Annotated in this window: 23 protein-coding genes; 15 read left to right on the top strand and 8 right to left on the bottom strand. The window is 54.3% G+C overall.

Annotated elements, in window-relative coordinates; genetic code table 11:
- Positions 1–5: 5 nt before the first annotated feature.
- Complete coding sequence (locus FFI95_RS02740) at positions 6–2,024, bottom strand: TonB-dependent receptor family protein (RefSeq protein ID WP_222120370.1); 2,019 nt, start codon at positions 2,022–2,024, stop codon at positions 6–8.
- Between the two features lie 174 nt (positions 2,025–2,198).
- Between FFI95_RS02740 and FFI95_RS02735 the strand changes: the two genes are divergently transcribed.
- Complete coding sequence (locus FFI95_RS02735) at positions 2,199–3,485, top strand: PQQ-dependent sugar dehydrogenase (protein ID WP_144820854.1); 1,287 nt, start codon at positions 2,199–2,201, stop codon at positions 3,483–3,485.
- Between the two features lie 95 nt (positions 3,486–3,580).
- Here the strand turns inward: FFI95_RS02735 and lplA are convergent, their stop codons facing one another.
- Positions 3,581–4,585 carry a lipoate--protein ligase gene (gene lplA, locus FFI95_RS02730; RefSeq protein ID WP_144820853.1) on the bottom strand — a complete coding sequence of 335 codons (1,005 nt, stop codon included), beginning with the start codon at positions 4,583–4,585 and terminating at the stop codon, positions 3,581–3,583.
- A gap of 324 nt (positions 4,586–4,909) precedes the next feature.
- On the opposite strand from lplA, the gene FFI95_RS02720 reads away from it, so the two are divergent.
- The 7 genes from FFI95_RS02720 to FFI95_RS02690 all read left to right on the top strand — a co-directional run bounded on the left by FFI95_RS02720 (position 4,910) and on the right by FFI95_RS02690 (position 9,393).
- On the top strand, positions 4,910–5,380 hold the full coding sequence (locus FFI95_RS02720; protein ID WP_144820852.1) for a pyrimidine dimer DNA glycosylase/endonuclease V: 471 nt from the start codon (positions 4,910–4,912) through the stop codon (positions 5,378–5,380).
- Between the two features lie 32 nt (positions 5,381–5,412).
- Positions 5,413–6,138 (top strand): ZIP family metal transporter, encoded by a 726-nt coding sequence (locus FFI95_RS02715; RefSeq protein ID WP_144820851.1) that lies wholly within the window; start codon positions 5,413–5,415, stop codon positions 6,136–6,138.
- Between the two features lie 33 nt (positions 6,139–6,171).
- Positions 6,172–6,495 (top strand): DUF1330 domain-containing protein, encoded by a 324-nt coding sequence (locus tag FFI95_RS02710; protein ID WP_144820850.1) that lies wholly within the window; start codon positions 6,172–6,174, stop codon positions 6,493–6,495.
- Between the two features lie 51 nt (positions 6,496–6,546).
- Positions 6,547–6,951 carry a nuclear transport factor 2 family protein gene (locus tag FFI95_RS02705; RefSeq protein WP_144820849.1) on the top strand — a complete coding sequence of 135 codons (405 nt, stop codon included), beginning with the start codon at positions 6,547–6,549 and terminating at the stop codon, positions 6,949–6,951.
- A gap of 72 nt (positions 6,952–7,023) precedes the next feature.
- Positions 7,024–7,356: a YnfA family protein gene (locus FFI95_RS02700; protein ID WP_144821429.1), complete on the top strand. Its 333-nt coding sequence runs from the start codon at positions 7,024–7,026 to the stop codon at positions 7,354–7,356.
- 35 nt (positions 7,357–7,391) lie between these two features.
- Positions 7,392–8,051 (top strand): glutathione S-transferase, encoded by a 660-nt coding sequence (locus FFI95_RS02695; RefSeq protein WP_281288511.1) that lies wholly within the window; start codon positions 7,392–7,394, stop codon positions 8,049–8,051.
- A 10-nt stretch (positions 8,052–8,061) separates the two neighbouring features.
- The gene (locus FFI95_RS02690; RefSeq protein ID WP_144820847.1) at positions 8,062–9,393 is read left to right on the top strand and encodes a hotdog fold thioesterase; all 1,332 of its coding nucleotides are present in this window, start codon (positions 8,062–8,064) and stop codon (positions 9,391–9,393) included.
- Between the two features lie 64 nt (positions 9,394–9,457).
- On the opposite strand, the gene FFI95_RS02685 is transcribed toward FFI95_RS02690, so the two are convergent.
- Entirely contained in the window at positions 9,458–10,861 is a 1,404-nt protein-coding gene (locus tag FFI95_RS02685; RefSeq protein WP_144820846.1) for an NAD(P)-binding domain-containing protein, read from the bottom strand.
- A gap of 471 nt (positions 10,862–11,332) precedes the next feature.
- On the opposite strand from FFI95_RS02685, the gene FFI95_RS02680 reads away from it, so the two are divergent.
- Positions 11,333–11,683, top strand: coding sequence for an MliC family protein (locus FFI95_RS02680; protein ID WP_144820845.1), 351 nt, complete (start codon positions 11,333–11,335; stop codon positions 11,681–11,683).
- Positions 11,684–11,745: 62 nt separating this feature from the next.
- Here FFI95_RS02680 and FFI95_RS02675 read toward each other — a convergent pair whose 3' ends face one another.
- Entirely contained in the window at positions 11,746–12,201 is a 456-nt protein-coding gene (locus FFI95_RS02675) for an MgtC/SapB family protein (protein WP_144820844.1), read from the bottom strand.
- A gap of 46 nt (positions 12,202–12,247) precedes the next feature.
- Positions 12,248–13,414, bottom strand: coding sequence for an AI-2E family transporter (locus tag FFI95_RS02670; protein ID WP_178974564.1), 1,167 nt, complete (start codon positions 13,412–13,414; stop codon positions 12,248–12,250).
- Between the two features lie 303 nt (positions 13,415–13,717).
- Between FFI95_RS02670 and ahpC the strand changes: the two genes are divergently transcribed.
- Positions 13,718–14,281 carry an alkyl hydroperoxide reductase subunit C gene (gene ahpC / locus FFI95_RS02665; RefSeq protein ID WP_144820843.1) on the top strand — a complete coding sequence of 188 codons (564 nt, stop codon included), beginning with the start codon at positions 13,718–13,720 and terminating at the stop codon, positions 14,279–14,281.
- Positions 14,282–14,362: 81 nt separating this feature from the next.
- Here the strand turns inward: ahpC and FFI95_RS02660 are convergent, their stop codons facing one another.
- Positions 14,363–15,094: a DUF3581 domain-containing protein gene (locus FFI95_RS02660; RefSeq protein ID WP_144820842.1), complete on the bottom strand. Its 732-nt coding sequence runs from the start codon at positions 15,092–15,094 to the stop codon at positions 14,363–14,365.
- A 253-nt stretch (positions 15,095–15,347) separates the two neighbouring features.
- Here FFI95_RS02660 and ahpF point away from each other — a divergent pair, with 253 nt between their 5' ends.
- Positions 15,348–16,913, top strand: a complete 1,566-nt coding sequence (gene ahpF / locus FFI95_RS02655; RefSeq protein WP_144820841.1) for an alkyl hydroperoxide reductase subunit F — start codon at positions 15,348–15,350, stop codon at positions 16,911–16,913.
- A 50-nt stretch (positions 16,914–16,963) separates the two neighbouring features.
- Here ahpF and FFI95_RS02650 read toward each other — a convergent pair whose 3' ends face one another.
- A complete protein-coding gene (locus tag FFI95_RS02650; protein WP_144820840.1) occupies positions 16,964–17,698 on the bottom strand; it encodes a TrmH family RNA methyltransferase in 735 nt (244 codons plus the stop codon).
- Positions 17,699–17,854: 156 nt separating this feature from the next.
- Here FFI95_RS02650 and rlmE point away from each other — a divergent pair, with 156 nt between their 5' ends.
- Both rlmE and FFI95_RS02640 read left to right on the top strand, forming a co-directional pair.
- Positions 17,855–18,475 carry a 23S rRNA (uridine(2552)-2'-O)-methyltransferase RlmE gene (rlmE, locus tag FFI95_RS02645; RefSeq protein WP_144820839.1) on the top strand — a complete coding sequence of 207 codons (621 nt, stop codon included), beginning with the start codon at positions 17,855–17,857 and terminating at the stop codon, positions 18,473–18,475.
- A gap of 15 nt (positions 18,476–18,490) precedes the next feature.
- Complete coding sequence (locus FFI95_RS02640; RefSeq protein WP_144820838.1) at positions 18,491–19,216, top strand: SGNH/GDSL hydrolase family protein; 726 nt, start codon at positions 18,491–18,493, stop codon at positions 19,214–19,216.
- Here the strand turns inward: FFI95_RS02640 and FFI95_RS02635 are convergent.
- The gene (locus FFI95_RS02635; RefSeq protein ID WP_144820837.1) at positions 19,213–20,280 is read right to left on the bottom strand and encodes a transporter substrate-binding domain-containing protein; all 1,068 of its coding nucleotides are present in this window, start codon (positions 20,278–20,280) and stop codon (positions 19,213–19,215) included. The two genes, FFI95_RS02640 and FFI95_RS02635, sit on opposite strands and share 4 nt — an antisense overlap.
- Positions 20,281–20,517: 237 nt before the next feature.
- On the opposite strand from FFI95_RS02635, the gene FFI95_RS02630 reads away from it, so the two are divergent.
- Entirely contained in the window at positions 20,518–21,822 is a 1,305-nt protein-coding gene (locus FFI95_RS02630; protein ID WP_144820836.1) for a hypothetical protein, read from the top strand.
- Positions 21,823–22,093: 271 nt separating this feature from the next.
- Positions 22,094–23,425, top strand: coding sequence for a DEAD/DEAH box helicase (locus tag FFI95_RS02625; protein ID WP_144820835.1), 1,332 nt, complete (start codon positions 22,094–22,096; stop codon positions 23,423–23,425).
- The last annotated feature ends 58 nt before the right edge of the window (positions 23,426–23,483 follow it).

Genomic DNA, 23,483 nt, shown 5'->3' with positions numbered 1-23,483 from the left:
CGGCTTCAGAAAACGAACTCGAGCCCGGCGTACCAGGTGCGCCCGGCTGCAGGCTCGAAGTAACGATCATTGCTGGCGTTTATACGCACATTGGCGAAATGGCTTCTGTCCGTCAGATTGCGTACGCCAGCAAAGCCTTTCAAAAGTAGGTTTTGGCCAGCGTATACGTTGTTTCCGGCGCGCAGATTTAATAACCAATAGTCGTCGACTTCTACGTCGTTTCCATCGTCAGCAACCATATCGCCGATATAGCGCGCTTCCAGCGTGGCGAAGGTGCCGCCCAGACCCTGCCATTTTAGACGGTTGCTCCAGGTTTCCTCGGGCAGGCCTGGCAGTCGATTGCCATCATAGCGGTTGCCGTCGGAGTGGTAGTTGTCAAACGTGTAGCTCGCCAGCGTCAGTGCGCTATCTATGCGCAAACTTGGGGTAAATAGCCAACCCATGGCTGCTTCCACACCCTTGCGGGTTGTATCTCCAGCGTTGCGGTAGAAGGTCCGGTTGTCAGATCCGTCCAACTCATAAGGAATCAGTTCGTCGCGAACATCCACCCAGAACAGTGAAAGGTCATAATCAATACCGTTATTGAACGCGCCACGCAAACCCAGTTCATGATTGAGAGATTTTTGCGGTTCTGTCTCGGGGTTCAATCCGCCAACCCCGGTTGGATTGGCAAACTCTGAGAAAGTAGGTGTTTCAAAGGCGGTGCTGATATTTATGTATGCCTGGTGAGAGTCCTGATAGTTATAGCTCAAACCTGCAGAGCCACTCCATTCTCGAAACGTGCGGCTCCCGCTTTGGTCTCCATCCGGGGCAAAATCGTCATCGACCTCCATGCGAATTCGGTCGAAACGTCCGCCGACAGATAGCAGCCATTGGTCGGTTAGGCTCAGGTCGCCTTGGGCAAACGCACCCAGAGCGGTGGCTGTTTGCAGCTCCTCTGCCGTCAGGCCTTGCAGGTTACCGCCGAAACTCATTTCCCTGCGTATGCGATCGTCCCTTTGTTCCCGCGCTTCCACACCGGCTACGTAGCGAAAAGGCAGCCCAACCAATTCCAGTGACTGCCGGTAATCAGCTCTGGCCCCAAAATAGTCGCGATCGTAATCTATGCGACTATCACCGGGGTAGGGGAGCTGCTGCTCGAAATTCCGACGTATATAGAAGGTTTTCACGCGAAGTTCACCCGGCCCCGCGGACAGGTCCTGGTACTGTAAACCCAGCACTTGCTGATCGACGGTTTGTCCGGTATCAAACTTCTCGGTGAACTTGCCAGCCTGGGATCTATCAGCGTTTACTTGTTCGGCGGTCAATGCCCCCGGATCTTCCGAGCGTGGGTTCTGTAGCAAGTTAATGATAGTGGTTACTGAGCGATCACTTCCCAGATCCCGGCGTAGTTTGGTATTGAACAGGTATTTTTCGACACTGGCCTGATCACGGTAACCTTCGTAGTTAAGTGCAGAGGCACTTATGCTGTGCGACCAGGGGCCATCGCGCCCACTGTTGGTTATCGAAAGCTTGCCGAAATCATCACTGCCACCGGTTATACGAACCGATGTCTGGTCAGGCTGAGAGCGCCCATCGGCTGTTGTTACGCTGATGACACCGCCGGCCGCATTGCCATACAAAACCGATGCAGGGCCGCGAATCACTTCGATACGCTCAGCGGTATCAAGATCAATCGCATCCAGCTGGGCCTGCCCGTCCGGAAGGGTGTATGGAATGCCGTCCACCATAACCGTAATGCCGCGAACCCCAAACGGCGCCCGCGCCCCAAACCCGCGTATGGCTATACGCTCACCTTGGGCGTAGTTCTCCTGATTCTGCAAAAAAAGGCCGGGCACCTGGCTAAGGCTCTCATCCAGCTTTAATCGCGGCTGACCTTCCTGGATGGGGCCCCGTCGAACAACCGACATGGCAGCGGGCGTTTCATACAGGGCGCGCTCCATTATCGGTGAGGTAACAACGATATCGGCAGGCGTCTGGCCGTGTGCGGTCACTGTAATGGACTGGGCTACCAGGCCACTCAAGATAAAAGAGACGTACTTTAGAGGTTCCATGAATTCAGTGTAGACGGATATCAGCCAAAGTCCTGCCGCGAAACAAAGCGCGCTGGTTAAAAATTGACCACTTTCAAAATAAGTCTACACTGAGTTCATGATGTAACAGAATGTAATGACAACAACCGTCAAAGGGCGACCATCATGAGTCATAAAGCATCTCTTCGTTCACTCGGTGTGGCGGCGGCTTCGGTCGTTTTGGTGAGCTTTCCACTGGCTCTGCAGGCGAAAGCGCCGGAGGTAAGCCAGGATGTGTATCTGGACGGACTGCAAAGCCCCTGGGATCTGGCGTTTCTGCCCGACGGCACCATGTTTTTCACTGAAAAGTGCAAGGGCCTTTCGGTTCAGTTACCCGACGGCACGGTAAACAACCTGCTGGGTATGCGTGATTCTGAAGGCTATGCCATGACCACTGACGACCTGTTCTGCTCCGGTCAGGCGGGCATGAACGGCGTTACGCTGGATCCGGATTTTGCCGACAATCGCACGATTTACGTCTATTCGGCGTATCGCGTAGACGACAACCCGGCTTCTAATCGGGTGTTGCGGCTGAAAGTGAGTGACGATCTGGCCGCCGTGTCTGATCGCACCGACATAGTCACTGGCATTCCTTATAAACAGTCACCCACGGATCATCCGTTCGGTGACGCTGGCGCCCACAACGGGGGCCGCATCCGTTTCAGCCCGGATGATGGTTACCTGTATATAACCACGGGCGACAACCACAACAGCAGCCTGCCGCAATTTGGGGACAATCTGGGCGCCAAGGTTTTGCGTGTTGACGGCAATGGCGATGCTGCGCCTGGTAATGCCGAGGCCACACCGGAGGGTTTCGACCCGCGCATCTTCACCTACGGTCACCGCAACGTTCAGGGCATCGCTTTTCACCCGGAAAGCCACCAGCCAATCATCACCGAGCACGGCCCCTGGCACTCCGATGAAGTAAACGCCCTGGTGCCAGGCGGCAACAGCGGTTGGGACCCACGCCCGAACATGGCGGGCCGGAGTGATTGTCCGGACGATTATTGCGGTTATCAGCCCAATCAAAACGAGGGGATGGACCCGGAGAAGCGTTCAGACTATATGCCTATGACCGATCTTGAAACCTATCCGGATGCTATGGAGCCGCTGTGGGATAACAATGCTAAGTCCCAGGGCATCAGCAGCGCTGCTTTTCTGAAAGGTGAACAATGGGGTGACTGGGACGGGCGCCTGGTGGTCAGCTTTATGGGAATCGGTTTTGGCGGCACGCCGGTAGGCCAGCGTATCAACGTGATTGATCTGGCGGCCGATGGGCCAACCGTTCAGGATATCACCGAAATGCCGATGCCCATGCGCTCTGCCCGCTTTCGCGGTCTGGTAATGGGCCCGGATGGCGCTCTTTACGTTACCACTGACGAAGGCCAGGTTCACCGGTTTACCGCTGAGTGATTACCAGGGTGACTGCATTGCCCGAACAGTGCAGTCGCCCTGAATACACCACCCAGAAACAGGGTTTGCCAGCTTATGTTGGCGTCGAGGCACTATTACTCATCCGGCCCGTAGATCAGATCGATAAAGTCCGCGTGGTCTACGTCGCCAAAATAAGAGTAAAGTTCAATGCCCTCCAGAGCCTCTTCGATAACGCGCTTGTCGTAGCGCACGCCCACCAGCATATCCTCTATTTCGCTAACCGGACGCTGGCCGAAGAAGTCACCGTAAATTTTGACGTTTTCGATGTCACCGCCGCGCCTTACCTTGATACGAAGATCAATAATCCCTGCAGAGAAGTGCCGGGTGCGCTGGATATCAAAGTCTGGTGAGTAACCGTAGTTCCAGTCCCATTGGCGATACTTTTTCTCGACCAGCGCGTTGATGTTGTCCCAGTCCTCGGTGCTCAGGCGGTAGGTTTTACGCTCGATACCATCCGGGAAAAGACTTGCCAGTATTTTCTGTTTGAACGCGTCGGTAGATAGCGGCTCGTCCAGAAACTCGGCAATGTTGGCAACCCGCGATCGAGCGGACTTGTGGCCTTTGGACTGGATTTTGGTCATTTTTACATCAAGCGCTTTGGTGACCTGGCCAAGATCACAGTCCAGCAGCAATGTGCCGTGGTTGAACATGCGTTTGGTGGATGAAAACTGGGCGTTGCCGGAGATCTTTTTATCGCCTACCACAATGTCGTTTCGCCCCTTCATCTCCGCCTGTACGCCCATGGTGTTGAGCACTTCAATGATGGGGGTGGCAAACTCCCTGAAGTTGTTCAGTTTATCTTTGGAAAAGTCGGTCAGAAAACTGAAATTGAGGTTGCCATGATCGTGATACACCGCGCCACCACCCGAGATGCGCCGCACCACATGAATGCCGTGCTCATCGATATACGCCTGGTGAATCTCTTCCAGAGTGTTCTGGTTGCGGCCAATGATGATTGATGGCGCATTAATGTAGAACAGCAGGTAATCCTCGCCAGCCGGCAGGTTGCGTATGCAGTGCTCCTCGATGGCGAGGTTGATGGTTGGGTCGGTAATGCCTTCATTGTCGATGTAAATCATGGCGAACCTGCTGTTGTGGTCTGGAGTAGTTATAAGGTTATCGGTAAGGATTAACGAAAGCGTTTGACCCATTCACTCACATCATCACCGCTCCCCATCTTTGGATCAATTAAGCCATCAACCATAAACGTGGGCCGTTACCCCAGACAAGTGGATCGGCATGCCATTGATCAGCCATGGAAAGTATCCTCCTTCTGTTAATATACAAGCGACACATGCCAAACGCTGTTGGCTACGGAGTCCACCCTAACATGTAGGTATACACAGAGCAGGGCTACTCATTTAACCAGCTCTTACGCCAGGAAGTGCCAGAGATCAGTTCCTATGAATATATTTGTACTGGATAACGAAATCGAGAAATGTGCGCAGTATCACTGTGATCAGCACGTTGTAAAAATGATACTGGAGAGCGTGCAGATGTTATGTACGGCCCTGAATAAAAAAGGATTTACGACGCCCTATAAGTCTACCCATGCAAAGCATCCCTGCGTATTGTGGGTGGAAGAGTCCTTTGATAATTTTTCGTGGTTACAAACGCTTACGATTGCCCTGAATAATGAATATCGTTTTCGGTTTGACAAGGACTCCGATCACAAGTCGATCAGTGTGCTCGAAAAAATCTCAAACTTTACATACGATAGCAAAGGGCTGACTGAGTTCCCGCAAGCCATGCCAGATGCGTATAAAGTACCTGGAAACGCAGTTGAAGCGTACAGGCAGTTTTACCTGGCAGAGAAAATGGGCTTCGCAAAATGGACAAAAAGAAGCATTCCCCAGTGGGCACGTAATCCGTGAACCCGATTTTACTGGCCAGACATTGTTAGTAGATGGTGAAGATGCCGGAATACCTGTACGTAATTTTTCTGTCGCTGCTTGCGGGTGCTGCAATGCCTATGGGAGCGTTGCTTGCTCGCCTTGATCTACTGCACCCGGCATTGCTGGAACAAAAGTCACGGTTGTTCATCGTCGCATTCGGTGGGGGTGCCCTGGTGTCTGCCGTGGCACTCGTTCTGGTGCCGGAAGGGGCTGGTAAACTATCGCCGTTAACTGCAGCGGTGTGTTTTGGTGCAGGAGGTGTGTTTTTCTATTACCTTGATAGGGTATTGAGTCGTCTGGAAAGCTCAGCTGGCCAACTGGTTGCCATGCTTTCTGATTTTATTCCGGAAGCGATTGCTCTCGGTACTGCCTTTGCGGTGGGTGAAAGCACAGGTCTGGTGTTGGCGCTGCTCATGATTTTGCAGAACCTTCCTGAGGGCTTCAATGCATACGAGGAGCTGGAAGAATCGGTTCATCTGAGTCCGATTAAAATACTCGTTGCCTTTTCCGGTTTGGCCGTTGTCGGCCCTGTCTCCGCACTTACCGGGTATTTCGTTCTTGCGGAGAGCCACCGGTTTGTGGCGGGTTTAATGCTGTTCGCCAGTGCAGGAATCCTGTATCTGGTTTTTCAGGATGTTGCGCCTGAGTCGAAAGCAAAAAGTAGCGGGTTTCCGGCAGTAGGAGCCGTTGCGGGTTTCTTGCTGGGTTTGATCGGTAACATGCTTATCATGTCATAACCGTTATGTACTCAATAATGAAGGATAATAATAATGGAAGAACCTATTTACATGCTGAATGCCCTCTGGCTCAAAGAGGAGGGTGGTAAGGAAAAGTATCTGGAATACGGTGCCGCTGCGAACGCATTGCTTAAAAAAGCAGGAGGAGAAGTTCAGGAGAACTACTATCCCGAGAAAAGCATCATTGGTGAATGGGATCCAGACGTTTTCTTTTTGGTTAAGTATCCAAGCAAAGCAGCATTTGAAGCCATGGTTAAGAGCCCCGAGTACCAGGAAATTCTGCACCTCAGAGAAGACGCCATTGAAAAAAGCCTGTTAATCCGATGCAAACCGTTCGATTGGGGGCTAGACACTTAGCTCAGTGCTCAATACACCAAATCCTGCATATACCTTTAAGGAATCATACAAATGAAGCAGCACCCCATTGAGTCCTGGCACAACCTTCTTGAAGCGAATGATCCGTCTGGCCTGGACAGTTTGCTGGCGGACGATGCCGTGTTTATCTCGCCGGTTGTTCACACCCCACAGCGCGGAAAAGCGCTGACCAAAGGCTATTTGAGCGCTGCATTTGAAGTATTGTTCAACGCCAGCTTTCGCTATGTCCGCGAGATTGTCGGGGACTCTGATGCAATGCTGGAGTTTGAGACAGAAGTCGACGGAATACTGGTAAACGGAGTCGATATCATCAGCTGGAATGAGCATGGCGAGATTACCGAGTTCAAGGTAATGGTTCGCCCGCTCAAAGCGATAACAGTCATCCACGAGCGTATGGGTGCCATGCTCGCAGCTGCCAGGGGTGGAAGTGACGCCTGACGAGAGTCACAGCGGCCTACCCCGTGCCACAGTATCTGGCATGAAGTGTTACTTACCAAGGAGCCAGTTTTGTTGCCTGATGTGAAAACAGTTGGTCTTTTCTTTGTTACTGCCCTGGCGGAGATTGTTGGCTGTTACTTGCCTTATCTCTGGCTGCGGGAGGGCAAAACCATCTGGCTTCTGGTTCCGGGTGCATTGAGCCTTGCAGCATTTGCGTGGTTGCTGTCGTTGCACCCCACCGCCGCTGGCAGGGTATATGCTGCTTATGGCGGTGTTTATATTTTTATGGCAATACTTTGGTTATGGGCTGTAGATGGCGTGAAGCCAACAACCTGGGACCTGGTTGGCTCGGGCGTTGCGTTGGTGGGCATGGCAATCATCATGTTCGGGCCGCGCACTGCATAACCAATTTATCCTGGAGGCACACTATCACTGGTTCATTGCATCGTTTGTATTCCTTCCGTCGTTGCCCTTACGCCATGCGTGCCCGTCTCGGTATTCTTTTTGCCGGGATACAGGTGGAACTGCGGGAGATTGTGCTGAAGAACAAACCGGCACAGATGCTGGCGATCAGCCCTAAAGGCACGGTGCCTGTTCTGGAGTTGGCAGAGAGTCATCGCTCAGCCAGATCTGTTATCGAGGAGAGCTGGGAAATACTCGAATGGGCTTTGCAGCAGAGTGATCCCCAAGGCTTGTTAAAGGTGGATTCAGCCAGCGCGAACGCGCTGATCAGTCGCAATGATCACGAGTTCAAGCACTGGCTGGATCGCTATAAATACGCTGATCGCCACCCGGAACACACCCAGTTGGAGTATCGCCAGCAGGGCGAGGTGTTTTTACAGACGTTAGAAGATCTGCTTGCCAGGAACAGGTATCTGCTGGGTGATAACGTCAGCATCGCCGATATCGGCGTCATGCCTTTTGTTCGCCAGTTCGCTCACGTAGACCGGGAGACGTTTTACGCTCTGCCTTATCCAAATCTGCAGCAGTGGCTCCGGGACTGGCTGGAGCACCCAGTGTTTCAGCAGGTCATGGTTAAATACCCGCCCTGGCAGGAAGGCGATGAAATCGTGGTCTTTCCTGATGAAGGGCTATCTTGAGGAGTGACTGATGAAACACCCTTTTGCGAAGCTTATAGGGCTGGAAGTTGATTCCACTGAAGCCGGCGTCAGCACGTGCTCAATTGCGATAACAGAAACGCTTTTGAATCCGCATAAAGTGGCGCATGGGGCAGTATTGTACGCGTTGGCAGATACCGGGATGGGCGCAGCATTATACCCCCTGCTTGCGGAAGGGGAACTGTGTGCAACCATTGAAATTAAAATTAACTATTATGCGCCTGTGTATGAAGGGCAGGTATCCTGTGTAACCAGAGTGATTAACACGGGAAAGTCGGTTGTTAATCTGGAATCAGAGATCTTTAGCGGTGAGCGGCTAGTGGCAAAGGCTAACGGTAATTATGCGAGATTCACACCCGGGGCTCGAAGAGATCAAACACAGCAACGTAAGGAAAATGGCATGAATGCGGTGTCCGAAGCCTATCCCATTGGCACTCCAGGGACACCCTGGGGCGATGAAGAGCGCGCTGAGTGGTTGTCACGTCAGTCCCGTCAACGCAGCTATGAAACTGACGTATTGAGTGTGATAGAGCGTCTGCGCCCACGTTTTGATGTGGAGCAGTATGGCCGCCTGGACTATGGTTCTGAGAGTTATCCGCTGATGGCGATACGAAGCCGTAACTGGCGTGATGATCTGCCAGTGGTGCTGGTTACAGGCGGGGTGCACGGTTATGAAACCAGCGGTGTGCATGGAGCGTTGCAGTTTGTTGATCAGCACGCGGAAGAGTACGCGGGCCGCGTTAACCTGTTGGTGGCGCCCTGCGTCAGCCCCTGGGCTTACGAACGCATCCATCGCTGGAACCCGAATGCGATCGACCCGAACCGTTCATTTCATGAGGACAGTCCGGCGGAGGAATCGGCAGCGTTGATGCGGCTGGTGGCGCCGATTCGCGATCATGCACTGGTGCATATCGATCTGCACGAGACCACCGATACCGATGAAAGCGAGTTTCGGCCCGCGCTGGCTGCCCGTGACGGCAAGCCGCTGGAGCCGGGCGGGATTCCCGATGGCTTCTATCTGGTTGATGACAGTGAGAACCCCGGGCCTGAATTCCAGCGCGCGATTATCGAGGCGGTCGAAGCAGTTACGCATATCGCCCCGGCCGATGCCAATGGCGAACTTATCGGCTCACCCGAGGTTGCCCGGGGCGTTATTCAGTACCCGCTCAGGCAGCTTGGCTTGTGTGCAGGCATTACCAATGCCTCCTACCGGACGACAACCGAAGTGTATCCCGACAGCCCCCGTGTAACCCCCGCGCAGTGTAATGCAGCGCAGGTTGTCGCAGTATGCGCAGCCATTCGCTACGCGCTGAAGCACCCGTAGAAACCGCACATTTGGGCAAAAAAAAGGAGCCCGTACAGGGCTCCTGAGATACTTTCCTGAGAAATCAGGCGCTTTGTTTACGCCTGATCTGTGCTTTCGGTGCGTTTTCCCGGGATGGTGTACGCTCCGGGGCATTCAGGAAGGCCTCCAGCGAGTCGTCCATTGCATCCAGCCAGCGCGTGTGGTGGGCAGGCGCCTGGGTTCCGGTCATCACCGAGCGGTAGGAGCGGTCACGGAAGGTCATAATGCCGTCTTCCTTGTGCTGCACCCAGTCCAGAAATATCTGGTTCACGCTTTCGATGTCGAAGCTCGGGTAGTCGGTCTGCTTGATTAAGTGGTGCACGTAATCACCCTGGAAGCGCACCATTGACTCATTGTCTGTGAGTGCTTCTTCGCGGGCCCGCCATTCGGCGCTTTTGCGCTTCATGGTGGCCTGGTCGGGTAATGCAATGTGACCCAGAATTACGTCGCGCACAAACCATGCCTGAGCGTCGAACATGTTGAACGTATACCACTGGTCTTGCATGCCCAGATAAAACATCTGTGGGTTGTCTTCCCAGACCACGCCTTCGTACAGTCCCAGCGGCCAGAGACGGTTATTGGTTTTCAACCGCAGGTTGTCCGGCAGGAACGGGAAGTGGTGCAGGTAACCGGTGCACAGAATAATGGCGTCCACTCGCTTGCTGGTGCCGTCGGCAAAATAGGCGGTGTTACCAGACACCCGCTGCAGCAGCGGTTTCTCTTCCCAGTTTTCCGGCCAGTCAAAGCCCATGGGCGCCGTGCGATAGCTGGTGGTGATGCTGCGTGCGCCGTATTTGTAGCACTGTGAGCCTATGTCTTCGGCAGAAAAACTACTGCCAATCAGCAGCAGATCCTTACCATGGAACTCCATTGCATCGCGGAAATCGTGAGCATGCAGCACCCGGCCATTGAAGTTCTCAAAGCCTTCAAACTTTGGTTTGTTGGGTGTGGAGAAGTGTCCGGAGGCCACGATAACGTGATCAAACGTTGCGGTTTCCACAGCATCGGTATCGTGATCGTGAATCGTTACATGAAACTCTTTGCTGGTTTCATCAAACGCCACATGGCGTACCGGGCAGTTAAAACGGATGTACCGGCGCACATCGGCTTTCTCAACACGGCCCTTGATGTAGTCCCACAGCACCTCGCGGGGTGGATAGGAAGCAATCGGCTTGTCAAAGTGTTCTTCAAAGGTGTAGTCGGCAAACTCAAGGCATTCCTTGGGGCCGTTAGACCACAGGTAGCGATACATACTGCTGTGAACGGGCTCACCGTGTTCATCAAGCCCCGTATGCCAGGTGTAGTTCCACTGGCCGCCCCAGTCGCTCTGTTTTTCGTAGCACACCAGTTCAACAGGCTCTGCGCCCTGTTTGAAGGCAGACTGAAAGGCACGCAGCTGAGCAAGACCGCTTGGGCCTGCACCAATAATAGCAACACGTTTTGTCATAACATACTCCGCTTAAACTGACGCATGCGGGCCGGCTCAGGGCGTACAACAAGCGTTCAGCAGTGGTTGAATGTCATGGACAGCCGCCTTTATTCGTTATTATGCGCACAGCAAAACCTGCGCATTGATCAATGCAGCTAGACCCGGCGCTGGTAAATAACAAGGCGATTCGCTTGTGTGGCGAAGACGCGGTGGTGCGTCGATTGCGCTGTTGCGGGTTGCATGTGCGGAAAGAAAAGCACTAGCCTGCATGTTTCGGCTATTACTCGCTAAACGCTGTTAGCGGACCAAAACCCCGAGAGATCAGAGGTTTACAATAGCCGGAGCCGTCGCGGCACCCATGACTGACTGGCGGTATCCTACGGTGCTGTCGCCCAATGGTCAACTCGCAGGCGCATTGATACCGGAATAAGCAAAGGGTGGGTGATCGGTGTTAAGATTACTCGACACAGTCAACTATTGGTGATTTATATGAAAATTTATGCGTCGGTGGCACTGGCTTCTGCCCTTTTTCTTACGGCCTGTGCAGGTTCTTCACAAACTGAAAGCCAGACAACGGCAACTGCTTCTGTACATAACTATCAGTGTGAGAGCGGCGCAACGATTGCGGCGACTTACCCCACCAGCAATACAGCTACGGTTGAGTACCAGGGTAAAAGCTACGATATGGACATTGCCGTATCGGCCAGTGGCGCCCGTTATGTGGGTGACAAGCTGGAATGGTGGACAAAAGGCTCCGGAGCCGGGTCTGAAGGTCTTTTATTGCAGCATATGGCTGACGGGACTTCCGGCGATACCATCGAGAGTTGCACAGAGCACTGAGGCTAGCTGCTGGCGGGCCTCTGCCGGCCTTGTGCATTGGTTGGCGGGGGCATGATTTTCTGTCAGTTGTCTTTGATCACCTCATGTTCAAAGCGCCCGAGAACCGCAACGATAAGCAGCGCCATCAGGGTAACCAGACCAGCCAGCGCAAGGTTACCTAAGCCTGAGGCTACGCCAATGGCGCCTGCAACCCAGATAGACGCTCCGGTTGTAATCCCCTGAACGTTGCCACGACTCTGAATGATACTGCCGGCTCCGAGAAATCCGATGCCGCCGATAACACCTTCGACAATCCGGGTCGGATCAATCTGTGCTGAGGGGTCGCCCTCGGCAGTGGCAAAAAGAATGTGCATGCCCATGATGATGAAGGCGGCGGACCCCAGTGAGACCATCATATGAGAGCGCAGGCCAGCCGCTTTGCCCCGCAATTCCCGCTCCAGCCCTAACAGCAGTGCCAGGCCGGCTGCTGCCAACAGCCGGACGGCCATATCCATTATGGGAATCTCTGTTTCGAACATAGCAGGTCTCCTTTCTATTATTGTTCGGCAGACTGTGTCCGTGGCTTTATTTACCCAGTAACTCGCCTACCGGTCGCAAGTTAACAACATGATCACACAGGGATTTGATAATCATTAAGATGGGTGTGGCAATCACCAGCCCAACCGGACCCCAAAGCCAGCCCCAGAACAGCAGACCAATAAAAATGACCACGGCATTAAGGCTGGAAACCTGGCTGGTTAGCCACGGGGTCAGCAGATACCCCTGAATACTGGTGATTAACAAAGACGTGCTGCCCACAAGAATGGCCATATTAATTTCACCAAACTGAATAAATGCGGCCACACTGGTACCTACGAGAACCAGAAAAGGTCCAAGATACGGGATGGCACTGGCTACACCGGCAATTACGCCCCACAGCATCGCCTGTTCAACACCCAGTGCGAGAAACGCCACCCAGGTAAGCAGCCCTACAAACAGGGCACCGAGTAGCATTACGAATAAAAACCGGCGAACCTGGCGGTGGAAATCATCGAGAATTCTTGCAGCTTTACGCATGCGTCCGAATGAGGGGCCAGAAATTTTGACGATTTTGCGTTTATACAGTGAGCCGGCCGCCAATATAAAGTACACAAGCAGTAAAACCGAGAACATCTGTGACACAAGCACCAGGGCCGCCGGGGAGCCTTTCAGCACGTATTGCTGAATATCCATGGGCTTATCCACGATACGAACCGGGGTGGCGCGGCGCTGTTCCTGGCTCGGGCTTGTGTCGTCCTGCGCGGTGGACTCTTCAATTTTCTGGGCCGCTGCCTGGGCTTTTTCCATAATACCTTCTTCCCTGGGCTGAGAGCGGGACTCGTTGCGCTGAAACTCATTGATCGCGATAGGAACCTTGTCCAGGATGGCCATGGCTTCATTTTGCAGTGGCACACTTGCCGCCGCAATGGCGCTAAGCAGGCAGATGAGTACGAGGGCCGCACTCAGTGGCCGGGGAATTTTAAGGCGGTCCAGTGTTGAGACAAGCGGAGCCAGTGCGTAGCTGATCATCACCGCAACCACCAGTGGAAGCAAAATAGCCTGAGCCCAGTTTATGAAAACCAGAGAGGCCATAGTGGTGAGGGACACCAGTGCTACTGACCGGATGCTGATGGCTTCTGTCAGCATCGCTTCGGAGGCGCTGCTGTCTCGTGTCTCTGTGCTTTGGGGCTCGTTTTGGTTTTTGCTTCCCATAGCTGTCACTGTGTATTCAGGGGATGTTTTGTTTATTGTAGACGGCTCTGGCTACATGCGAGTAAAACAACAAAGATGTAATGCAGCGGGTCTGATGGGGTACAACACGTATTGCTAATATCAGACGGAAACCTACTATAGAGAGTAATTACCGGCTCTGATTGCTGCGATACACGGCCAGGTTGGTTAATAGGCGCTTGCTATCGCAGCAGTTCAAATAATTAATTTTCATGAATCTGTCTCGTTGGTTATAGTATTAACCGTAGATTCATCAACACGCAATCAAACGAACAGGAGTTTTCAATGGGCGTGATTAACAGCGAAATCAAACCGTTTAACGCAACCGCCTTTAAGCAGGGCGAGTTCGTCGATATTTCTGAAGCTGACGTGAAGGGTAAGTGGGCGATCTTCTTCTTTTACCCTGCAGACTTCACCTTCGTTTGCCCCACTGAACTGGGCGACGTTGCAGACCATTACGAAGAGCTGCAGAAGATGGATGTGGAAGTGTTCTCTGTTTCTACAGACACGCACTTCACCCACAAGGCGTGGCACGACAGCTCTGAAACCATTGGTAAGATCAACTACTACATGGTTGGCGACCAGACAGGCACCATCACCAACAACTTTGGTGTCATGCGTGAAGGCCAGGGCCTGGCAGACCGTGCTACCTTCCTGATCGATCCGGATGGAGTGATTCAGGCAATGGAAATCACTGCAGAAGGCATTGGCCGCGATGCGACCGAACTGATGCGCAAGGTTAAAGCCGCACAGTACGTACGCAAGCATCCTGGCGAAGTTTGCCCGGCCAAGTGGCAGGAAGGCGAAGAAACACTGGCGCCGTCACTGGATCTGGTTGGCAAGATCTAAGCATTACCTGAAACAGGTAACAGGCTTACTCACAACCCCGGTCATTCCGGGGTTGTTTGTATCTGTCATACAGAATCCGGCTCAGGTTTCGGCGGTGTCGACACCGTATCGGGATCCACGCGCCTTCAGGCGATAAAACTCTTCAATGACACCCTCCATGGCATCCGGGCAATAGGGCCGAAGCCCGCCCAGCAACAGATGCTTTGACACGTCACCGACAGGGGCGCCAGCAGACATCAGACGGTATTCAAGGGTTACATTGCCACGTTTACCATTGGCCTTCAGCTCGGCATTGTGCAACTCCATTTCCGGCGACGCTGCATCCAGGCGGTCCAGTGTGAGGCTCATGCTCTCATACATCACCATTGGCCGGTCCGGATTGAACATCACTCCATTCGACTCCATCAAAGGCTTCAGGGTATGGGGGAAGTTTTTGCCGGAGGCTGCAACGTAGCAGCGGATAAATTCCTCAGTGACGCGTTTGTCCCGGGTTATTTCGCCACTGCGTGTAACCTCGAGATACACCTTGCCGCTCTGGTCACATATCTCGATGGTGTCGCTGCCGTTTTCCCGGAACTCCAGTGGAACCCTGTCCCCCAGCAGAGCCCGGAACTGGAATGTCATGTGCCGGGATAAGCCAAAGCGTGAAACCACAATCGCAAAAAGCAGATCCCCGGGAACGCAGAAGCGACGGGCATCGGGATCGTGGATGGGGTTGAAGTCACCGGCCACCTCCTTGGCGAACTGGCTGGCCTGGGATGCGGAAATAAACACGCGTCCGTCCTGAACTGAGTGAAAACGGTCTAGAAACATGTGCTGCTTGTCCTGAGTGCAAAGGGTGACGCCACATAGTGTGTACATGGTACCGGGCTGAGGCCCTTATGGGTATGCGATTTTTGTCCACTCAACAATTCATTGATAGCAGAACCCTATCAATAGGTTTGGGTCAATTAATTTGAGCTTTTTGATGCTGGCCCTTATTCTGTATACATAGTTCAGATAAAGACCATTTTGGAAGCGGGATGTCAGATGCCCCGCCCTGGGAATTTTATAGGAGAATCGTTACATGTTGGATGCCAATATAAAGCAGCAACTACAGGCTTACATGGAAAAACTGCAGCAGCCAATCGAGCTGGTGGCAGCGTATGACGACGGTGATAAGTCACAGGAGTTGAAAGCGCTTCTGGACGAAATCGAGTCCATGTCCGACAAGATCACCCTGCGCACGGAAGAGTCAAACGATGTACGTCGTCCGTCCTTCGCGATAAACCGTGTCGGTACTGACATAGGTGTGCGCTTTGCCGGTATTCCAATGGGGCACGAGTTTACGTCTCTGGTTCTGGCACTGCTGCAGGTAGGGGGACACCCATCCAAAGAATCGCAGGATGTGATCGCGCAGATTCAGGAACTGGATGGTGATTTTGAGTTTGAAACCTACTTTTCACTGTCGTGCCAGAACTGTCCTGACGTTGTTCAGGCGCTGAACCTGATGAGTGTTCTGAACCCGCGCATTCGTCATACGTCGATTGATGGGGCTTTGTTCCAGGATGAAGTAGAAGAGCGGGAAGTCATGGCCGTGCCCAGTGTTTTCCTGAATGGCGAGTCCTGGGGGCAGGGGCGGATGACTCTGGAAGAAATTGTCTCCAGGCTGGATACAAAGTCTGACGAGAAAGAAGCAGAGAAGATTAATCAGAAAGACACATTTGACGTGCTGGTGATCGGTGGTGGCCCGGCAGGCTCCGCAGCGGCCATCTACGCCGCCCGTAAGGGGATTTCCACCGGACTGGCAGCAGATCGTTTCGGTGGTCAGGTAGCGGACACCATGAGTATCGAAAACCTGATTTCGGTTCCTTATACCGAAGGCCCGAAGCTGGTGACCGCCATGGAGCAGCACGTTAAAGAATACGACGTGGACATAATGAACATGCAGCATGCCGAGAAGCTGATTCCGGCGGCCAAGCGGGGTATGCCCCACGAGATACGCCTGGCGAACGGCGCATCACTCAAGGCGCGTACGCTTGTTCTGGCTACTGGTGCCCGCTGGCGTCCGCTGGGTGTTCCCGGTGAAGCTGAGTACCGTAACAAGGGTGTAGCTTACTGCCCGCACTGTGATGGCCCTCTGTTTAAAGGCAAGCATGTTGCGGTGATTGGTGGAGGTAACTCCGGGGTGGAAGCTGCCATCGACCTGGCCGGTATTGTGGGCCATGTAACCCTGATCGAATTCGGTGCTGAAATGCGGGCCGACGATGTCTTGCAGCAAAAGCTGCGCAGCATGAACAATGTGGACATCATCACCTCTGGCCAGACCACTGAGATTCTGGGTGAAAATGGCCGGGTAAGTGGCCTGAACTACACCGACCGCAACACAGGTGAAAACCACCATGTGGCTCTGGAAGGCGTATTTATCCAGATTGGTCTGGTGCCGAACACCGAGTGGCTGCAGGGCGACATTGAACTGAGTCAGCACGGAGAAATTGTAATCAATGATCGTGCAGAAACCTCCATTCCCGGGATCTTTGCAGCGGGGGACGCCACAACGGTGCCTTACAAGCAGATTGTGATCTCTATGGGAGAGGGCTCAAAAGCCGCACTGAGTGCCTTTGACTTCCTGATCCGCAACTCTGCGAAATAAGAGCGGCCAGTAGGGCAAATCAATAGCCGGGCATAACGCCCGGCTTTTTTTCAGGTGCCGCGCACCAGCTCATACGCGCACATATTAACCGCAGAAGCCAGGTTGAGGGATTCGATCTGGCCTTGGCCCGGGATGGTGTAGGGCGTTGCAGCCAGTTGTATCAGTGCTTCTTGTGGTACGCCCCGGGCTTCGTTTCCAAAGAGGTAGCAGTCGTGCTGCCGGAATGCCTCTGAAGTCAGCTCTCCGCCATTCAGGTCGAGGCAGGCGATAGACTCGTAACGGCTGCTCAGGCTTATCAGTGGCACCTCCGTTTCCAGCGGCAGGTGAAAAATGGCACCCATGCTGGCGCGCACCACTTTCGGGTTGAAAGGGTCGACACTGCCCGGGCTCAGCAGGCAACGAAAACCGCCAAACCACGCCAGTGTGCGCAAAATCGTTCCAAGATTGCCCGGGTCCTGAACCTCGTGCAGGTATATGGCTTGTTCGCTATTGGCTTGGGTTGTTGTGGTGTTGTTTGCCGGCATGGGAACAACGGCCAGAATGCCCTGAGGCGTATTGGTGTCAGCCAGTCTCGCCATCTGGCGATCATTTACCAGGTGTGTGCGGAACGGGCTATGCCAGTGTTGGTAGGCCTCGGTTACGTACAGCTCTGCCGATTGCAGTTGTGGCTGGCTCGCGGCGGCCTTCTGCAGCTCCAGAATCAAATGCTCGCCTTCTACAAGGTAGTGCCCCAATGCATGACGGTATTTTTTCTGGTGCAGTTTTTTTATGTCATCCAGTTTCATGGAAGCGTCCGCGTTTGGCTGTGAGGGTATTGTGGGCAATTGTACGTGCGCCCGATACGGTTGTCAGGGTTTTGCCGGAAGCGGATGCGGCACGTACAATGGCCGCTGGATTGCTTCCCTTAATGACCCTCTGAAACCCCTTTGTGAAGAGTTCCTATGGCACGTTCCAAAAGCAGTGGCCGCTGGCTTGATGAGCACGTTAATGATCCCTTTGTGAAACAGGCGCAGGTCGACGGCTACCGCTCACGGGCCAGCTATAAGCTTCTCGAAATCAACAAGAAGGATCAGCTGATACACCCCAATATGGTAGTAATGGATCTGGGTTCAGCGCCGGGTGGCTGGTCGCAGGTGGCTGCCGACCTGGTGGGGCATAAAGGCCGGGTGCTGGCCTCGGACATACTGCCCATGGACGCTATTGCCGGCGTGGAGTTCATTCAGGGTGATTTCACGGAAGACTCAGTGTTCGATGCGATCATGGCAGCCCTTGGGGACGGCCGGGTAGACGTTGTGGTTTCAGATATGGCACCCAATATCAGCGGAGTGAAGGCTGCTGACCAGGCATCATCCATGTACCTGGTAGAGCTGGCGTTGGATCTGGCCTGTCAGGTACTTAAGCCCAAAGGCAGCTTTGTAGCCAAGGTGTTTCAGGGCGAAGGCTATGATGAGTACCTGAAAGCTGTCAGGGCGGTATTCGACAAGGCCGTGGTGCGTAAGCCGGACTCTTCCCGTGCCCGCTCCCGGGAAGTGTATATTGTTGGCAAGGGATTCAAGGGCTGATCAGGTTTTACCACCATGCTTTATCCAGTATCAACACTGGTTCTGGCGCCGATTTTAATTGGCCAGGGGAGCTATGTACGCCGGGTAACACCGCGCCTGCCCGAGCCTGAGGGCAGGCGCCACGGCGCCGTCGGCAAAGGGCCGGAGCTCCGGCTGCTTATTCTTGGTGATTCGGCTGCTGCCGGAGTGGGGGTAAGCCGCCAGGAGGATGCGCTTTCGGGGCAACTGGCAGGCGATCTGGCCCGGGACTACCGTGTTATCTGGAGCCTGCTGGCGGAAACCGGCCATACGGCGGCGGATGTTCTGGAAGCGCTCGGTTCAGCACCGGAAAACCAATACGATGTGGTGCTCGTCTCGGTGGGTGTGAACGATGTAACCGGCCGCACCAGCAATCAACAATGGCGTGCGTGCTTGCGTGAACTGGCGGACCGTCTGGTAAAAAACCTGGGGGCCACCTGTGTGTTTTTCACCGCGATTCCACCCATGCATGTTTTTCCGGCCTTGCCACAGCCCCTGCGCTGGTACCTGGGTATGCGGGCGAGGCAGCTGAACGGGTTGCTGGAAAACCTGTGCAACCGTGACGACAACCTTGAGTACCTGCGAGTGTCCTTTCCTTTTGAGCCGGGGTTTATAGCCACGGATGGCTTTCACCCCGGTCACGATGCCTACAGGCTATGGGCAGAGCATTCGGCTGCCGCTATTCGCAGACGGCTTGTGACGACACCGTTCCCACAAGGCTAATTCTTACCCAGGTAGGCCGCCTGAATATCAGCCCAGTTATCCGCTTCTGTTACCCGAAGAACCTGTTGCGAGATCTGTGCGCGCAACTGGCTTCCTTCCGGCAGAGCCAGTGCATAAAGTTGCCTGGCAAATACTCCGGGAAGAACCGTCAGCTTTTGCTTGCCCAGCTGTAGATTCCGGTATTGCAGCAGAGCACGGTCATAGACGATGGCGTCGGTTTCGCCATCAGCAACGGACACCATGGCAGAGGTAAGATCCGGATAGGTCCGGTAGCGGATGTGCTCCTCTTCCAGAAAGTCCTCACCCGCCGTGTTGGCAATGGCTGCCACTACGTTGCCGGGTAAATCATCCACACCCTGAATGCCGGAGCGCAGGTTGCTCACGGTCAGTGACGATGTGATCGCTGCCGTAAAGCTGGCCACCATAATCAATCCGGCAAACATCCAGACCAGACCGATTAACCGGCCGGCAAGTGATACCGGAGCCTTGTCTCCGTAACCGACCGTTGTCATGGTTACCGCTGCCCACCAGAAACTGGAGCCAATGCCCTGTGCGGCAGAGCCTCCGAACTGCTCCGGGTTACGGCGGTGCTCAACCAGCCAGAGCAGGAAGCCGACTCCCAGCAAAACGATACCCAGTGCCAGAACAACGCTGAGGAACTGCCAGCTGATAAACGCTTTCAGGCTGCCAAACAGGCTTTTTTCCGGCACCTGTGGAACCGCAATCGACAGACCTGTCTGGTAGAAGGGGTGGCTGAAATCAAAAAGGGTTTCCCGCTCGGCGGTCATGGTCAGGGCGCCGACGGCGATATCAATATCACCGCTTTCTACCGCTCCAAGCAGCTCATTGAAGCTCAGGGGCACCCACTCAAACTCCTGCTCCATATCGGCCGCAATAGCTTCCCAGAGATCGATGCTGATCCCCTCCCAGCGTCCGTCATCTGTTTTCATAACAAAAGGCGGTACCTCGGTAATACCGACTTTCAAAGGCTGCCCCTGGGCGTGAACCTGGCTGGTAAGACTCAGTGCGAGACAAAGCGTGCAGAATAAAACATGTTTCAACATAGCATTGTGCGACCCGTTGCGAGGTCATACTCCTTTTCGGGGTGGAGGTCCTGTTTTCGATACAATGCGCACGACATACGCATTCGTCTTCAGTTGTAATAAAAACATATTTTCCGGTCGCGTATTCAGTTTTTTCAGAATAATCGTATGATCGTTTGTATTTTGTTCTGCGCAGGCGTAGCTAGCGCAGTGATAAACACTTAAGATTCCCGGCCGTGTTGATCAGGAAGTGCCCTTTTGCAATTAATACGCTCTTTTCTTGCTTACATCGCCCTCGCTGCGGCTATTCTCGCTTTCCTTCCGGGTATGGCCTGGCTGGGTGCGGGGATGGTTTGCCTGGTTGTTATTCTCGGGTGGCGGGATATGCGACGGGTGCCCCGGGCCGTCTTTGTGGTCGCCGGTCTGGCTTTGTTGTATGCGCTGGCACGTGATCCCGACCTGATCAGCCCCGCCGCCGGGAATATGAGTCGGCTGGCAGGCCTCATACTGGCGGTTACCTTATTGTCGTCGGTCCTGAGCCGTACCCGTGATCTGCAGCAGATTTCTGTCAGTCTGTTCAACGGAAACCCGGTGACGCGCTACCTGAGCCTGGCATTTGGTACTGCCCTTGTGTCTGTACCCCTGAACTTTGGCTCTGTAGCGGTGGTCGGTAGCGTAGTAGGTGAGCGCATACGCAGCCAGGGGGATTCACCCGCCACCCGCAACGCCACCCGCGCGGTGTTACGAGGGTTTGGGGTTTCACCCACGTTCTCGCCCCTGTCAATTTCGATTGTACTTACGCTCACGCTTCTGCCGGGGCTTGGCAGCCTGACATTGCTTTTGTTTACGGTTCCCTTCGCCGCGGCACTCGTGCTGAGCGGGCTGATCTGGTTTGAGCCGGAAACCCCACAAAGCTCAGAGAATTCCGAAACCAAAGCGAATCTGGCGCCCTGGCTGCGGTTTGCCGCGCTTATTCTGGCTATCTGCGCCGGGGTGTTCCTGCTCAGCCACTGGTATAAGCTCAGTTACGCCTATGCAGTTACCCTTAGCTGCATGGGCGCGGTTCTGGGTGCAAGGCTGCTGGCCTGGTGCCGTAAAATGAATCCGCCAATGGTTAACATGTCTCATGTGAGCAACGAACTGGCCATTGTAGGAGGCTCGGCGTTTATCGGCTCGGTGATCAGTGGCGCCGTACTGGGGCAGATCAGTGGTGATCCGAACGTGCCCGTATGGCTGTGGCCGGTCATAGCGGCCGGTGTACCCTGGGTGTTCTTTGCTGCCGGCCTTGCCGGCATTAACCCCATTGTAATTGGCACCCTGACCGGAGGCATCCTGGGCGTCATCTGGCCGGTTAATGCGGTACTTGGCCTGGGTATTGGTATGGTTGTGGGGTGGGGTGTCGCTGCTTTTGGTACTCCCTTTGCGGCTAATGCCCTGATCATGGAGCGCCTCACGGGCTACAAGGCAGTGGACGCGTCCCTGCGCTGGAATCTGCGTTTGTCTCTGGCAGGGCTGGTGGCCGCCAGTATGCTCGCCTCTGCTGTTACGGTTGTGCTGCTGTGAAGCATTGATGACACCGGTCCGCCGCTGTAATTGCTTATGGCTAATTAGTCGGGGCTCTGGTATTGTTCGCGCATCCTGCCTCTAGGGATTCTGCAGTTTTCGGCGTAACGCCGCTTTGCAAACCATCCATACGACCTGTCAGAGGACGTCCACCCCGGCTATCCCGGCGTGTGACTGTAGTCGTCTTTTATTCCATGACATTTCATGGCATCTGCCCGCATTCGCCGAGACCGGTGTTCGTGGAGGCAGAACAATCAAGAGTTAATCCTATATGAGTTTTTCTTCACTCGGTCTGTCCGAGCAACTGGTCCGTGCAACCACCGACCAGGGTTACGAAACCCCGTCTCCCATTCAGCTTCAGGCGATTCCTGCTGTACTTTCCGGTAAGGATGTTATGGCAGCCGCCCAGACGGGCACAGGTAAAACTGCCGGCTTTACACTGCCCATCTTGCAGCGCCTGGCTGAAAAACCCCGCACCGGCAAAGGCCCCCGTGTGCTGATTCTGGCGCCGACCCGGGAGTTGGCGGCGCAGGTCCATGACAGCGTAAACCTGTACAGTAAGTATGTTCCCACCAAGGCTGCTGTGGTCTTTGGTGGTGTAAAAATTAATCCGCAGATGATGAAGCTGCGCAAAGGCGTGGACGTGCTGGTTGCAACCCCCGGCCGCCTTATGGACCTGTACCAGCAGAACGCTGTGCGCTTTAATGAGGTGGAAACCCTGATACTGGACGAAGCCGACCGTATGCTGGATATGGGCTTTATCCGCGATATCAAAAAGATTCTCGCGTTGCTGCCGGCCCAGCGCCAGAACCTGCTGTTTTCAGCAACCTTTTCCGGCGAAATCCGCTCACTGGCTCAGGGCCTGCTGAACAACCCGGTGCAGATCGACGTCGCCGTCAGAAATACCACCGCCGAGACCGTGCAACAGTCGGTTTATGCAGTGGATCAGAGTCAGAAAACCGCTCTGCTGAGCAAACTGGTGCGGGACAACAGCTGGGAACAGGTGCTGGTATTTACCCGCACCAAGCACGGGGCCAACCGCCTGACCCAGAAGCTGGAGAGAGACGGCATTACCGCAGCTGCCATTCATGGCAACAAATCCCAGGGGGCTCGCACGCGGGCGTTGGCCGGGTTCAAGCAGGGCGATGTACGGGTCCTGGTGGCGACAGACATCGCCGCCCGTGGCCTGGATATCAAACAACTGCCGCAGGTGGTTAACTTTGAGCTGCCTAACGTGCCGGAAGACTATGTGCACCGTATTGGCCGGACAGGCCGGGCAGGGGAAAGCGGCCATGCGTTATCGCTGGTGTGTGCGGATGAAGGCAAACAGCTGGCAGGCATTGAAAGGCTGATCAAGAAACAGTTGCCGAGAAAAGAAGTGGAAGGCTTCGAGCCACAAAACAACCTGCCGCTCAAGCCGAAGGCCAAGGCAGATCCTTCGCGGGCGCGCAGTCGCCGGGGAGCTAACGGTGGCGGCAACGGCCGTCCTGGTGGTAAGCCCCGTAGTTTTGGTGACAAGCCCGGCGGGCGTAACGGTGGCCGAAACCAGAATGGCAAAAGCCAACGCGGACGTTCTGGTCAGCGCCAGACCCAGAGCGCCTGAGGCCTTTCAGGCACCAGGCACTACATCAGACAATGCGGAGCTTCGGCTCCGCATTGCT

The organism is Marinobacter piscis (assembly GCF_007671655.1).
GTDB classification, from domain to species: Bacteria; Pseudomonadota; Gammaproteobacteria; order Pseudomonadales; family Oleiphilaceae; genus Marinobacter; species Marinobacter piscensis.
Note: the sequence above shows the minus strand (reverse complement) of the source record. Positions and strands in the feature narration are given on the sequence as shown.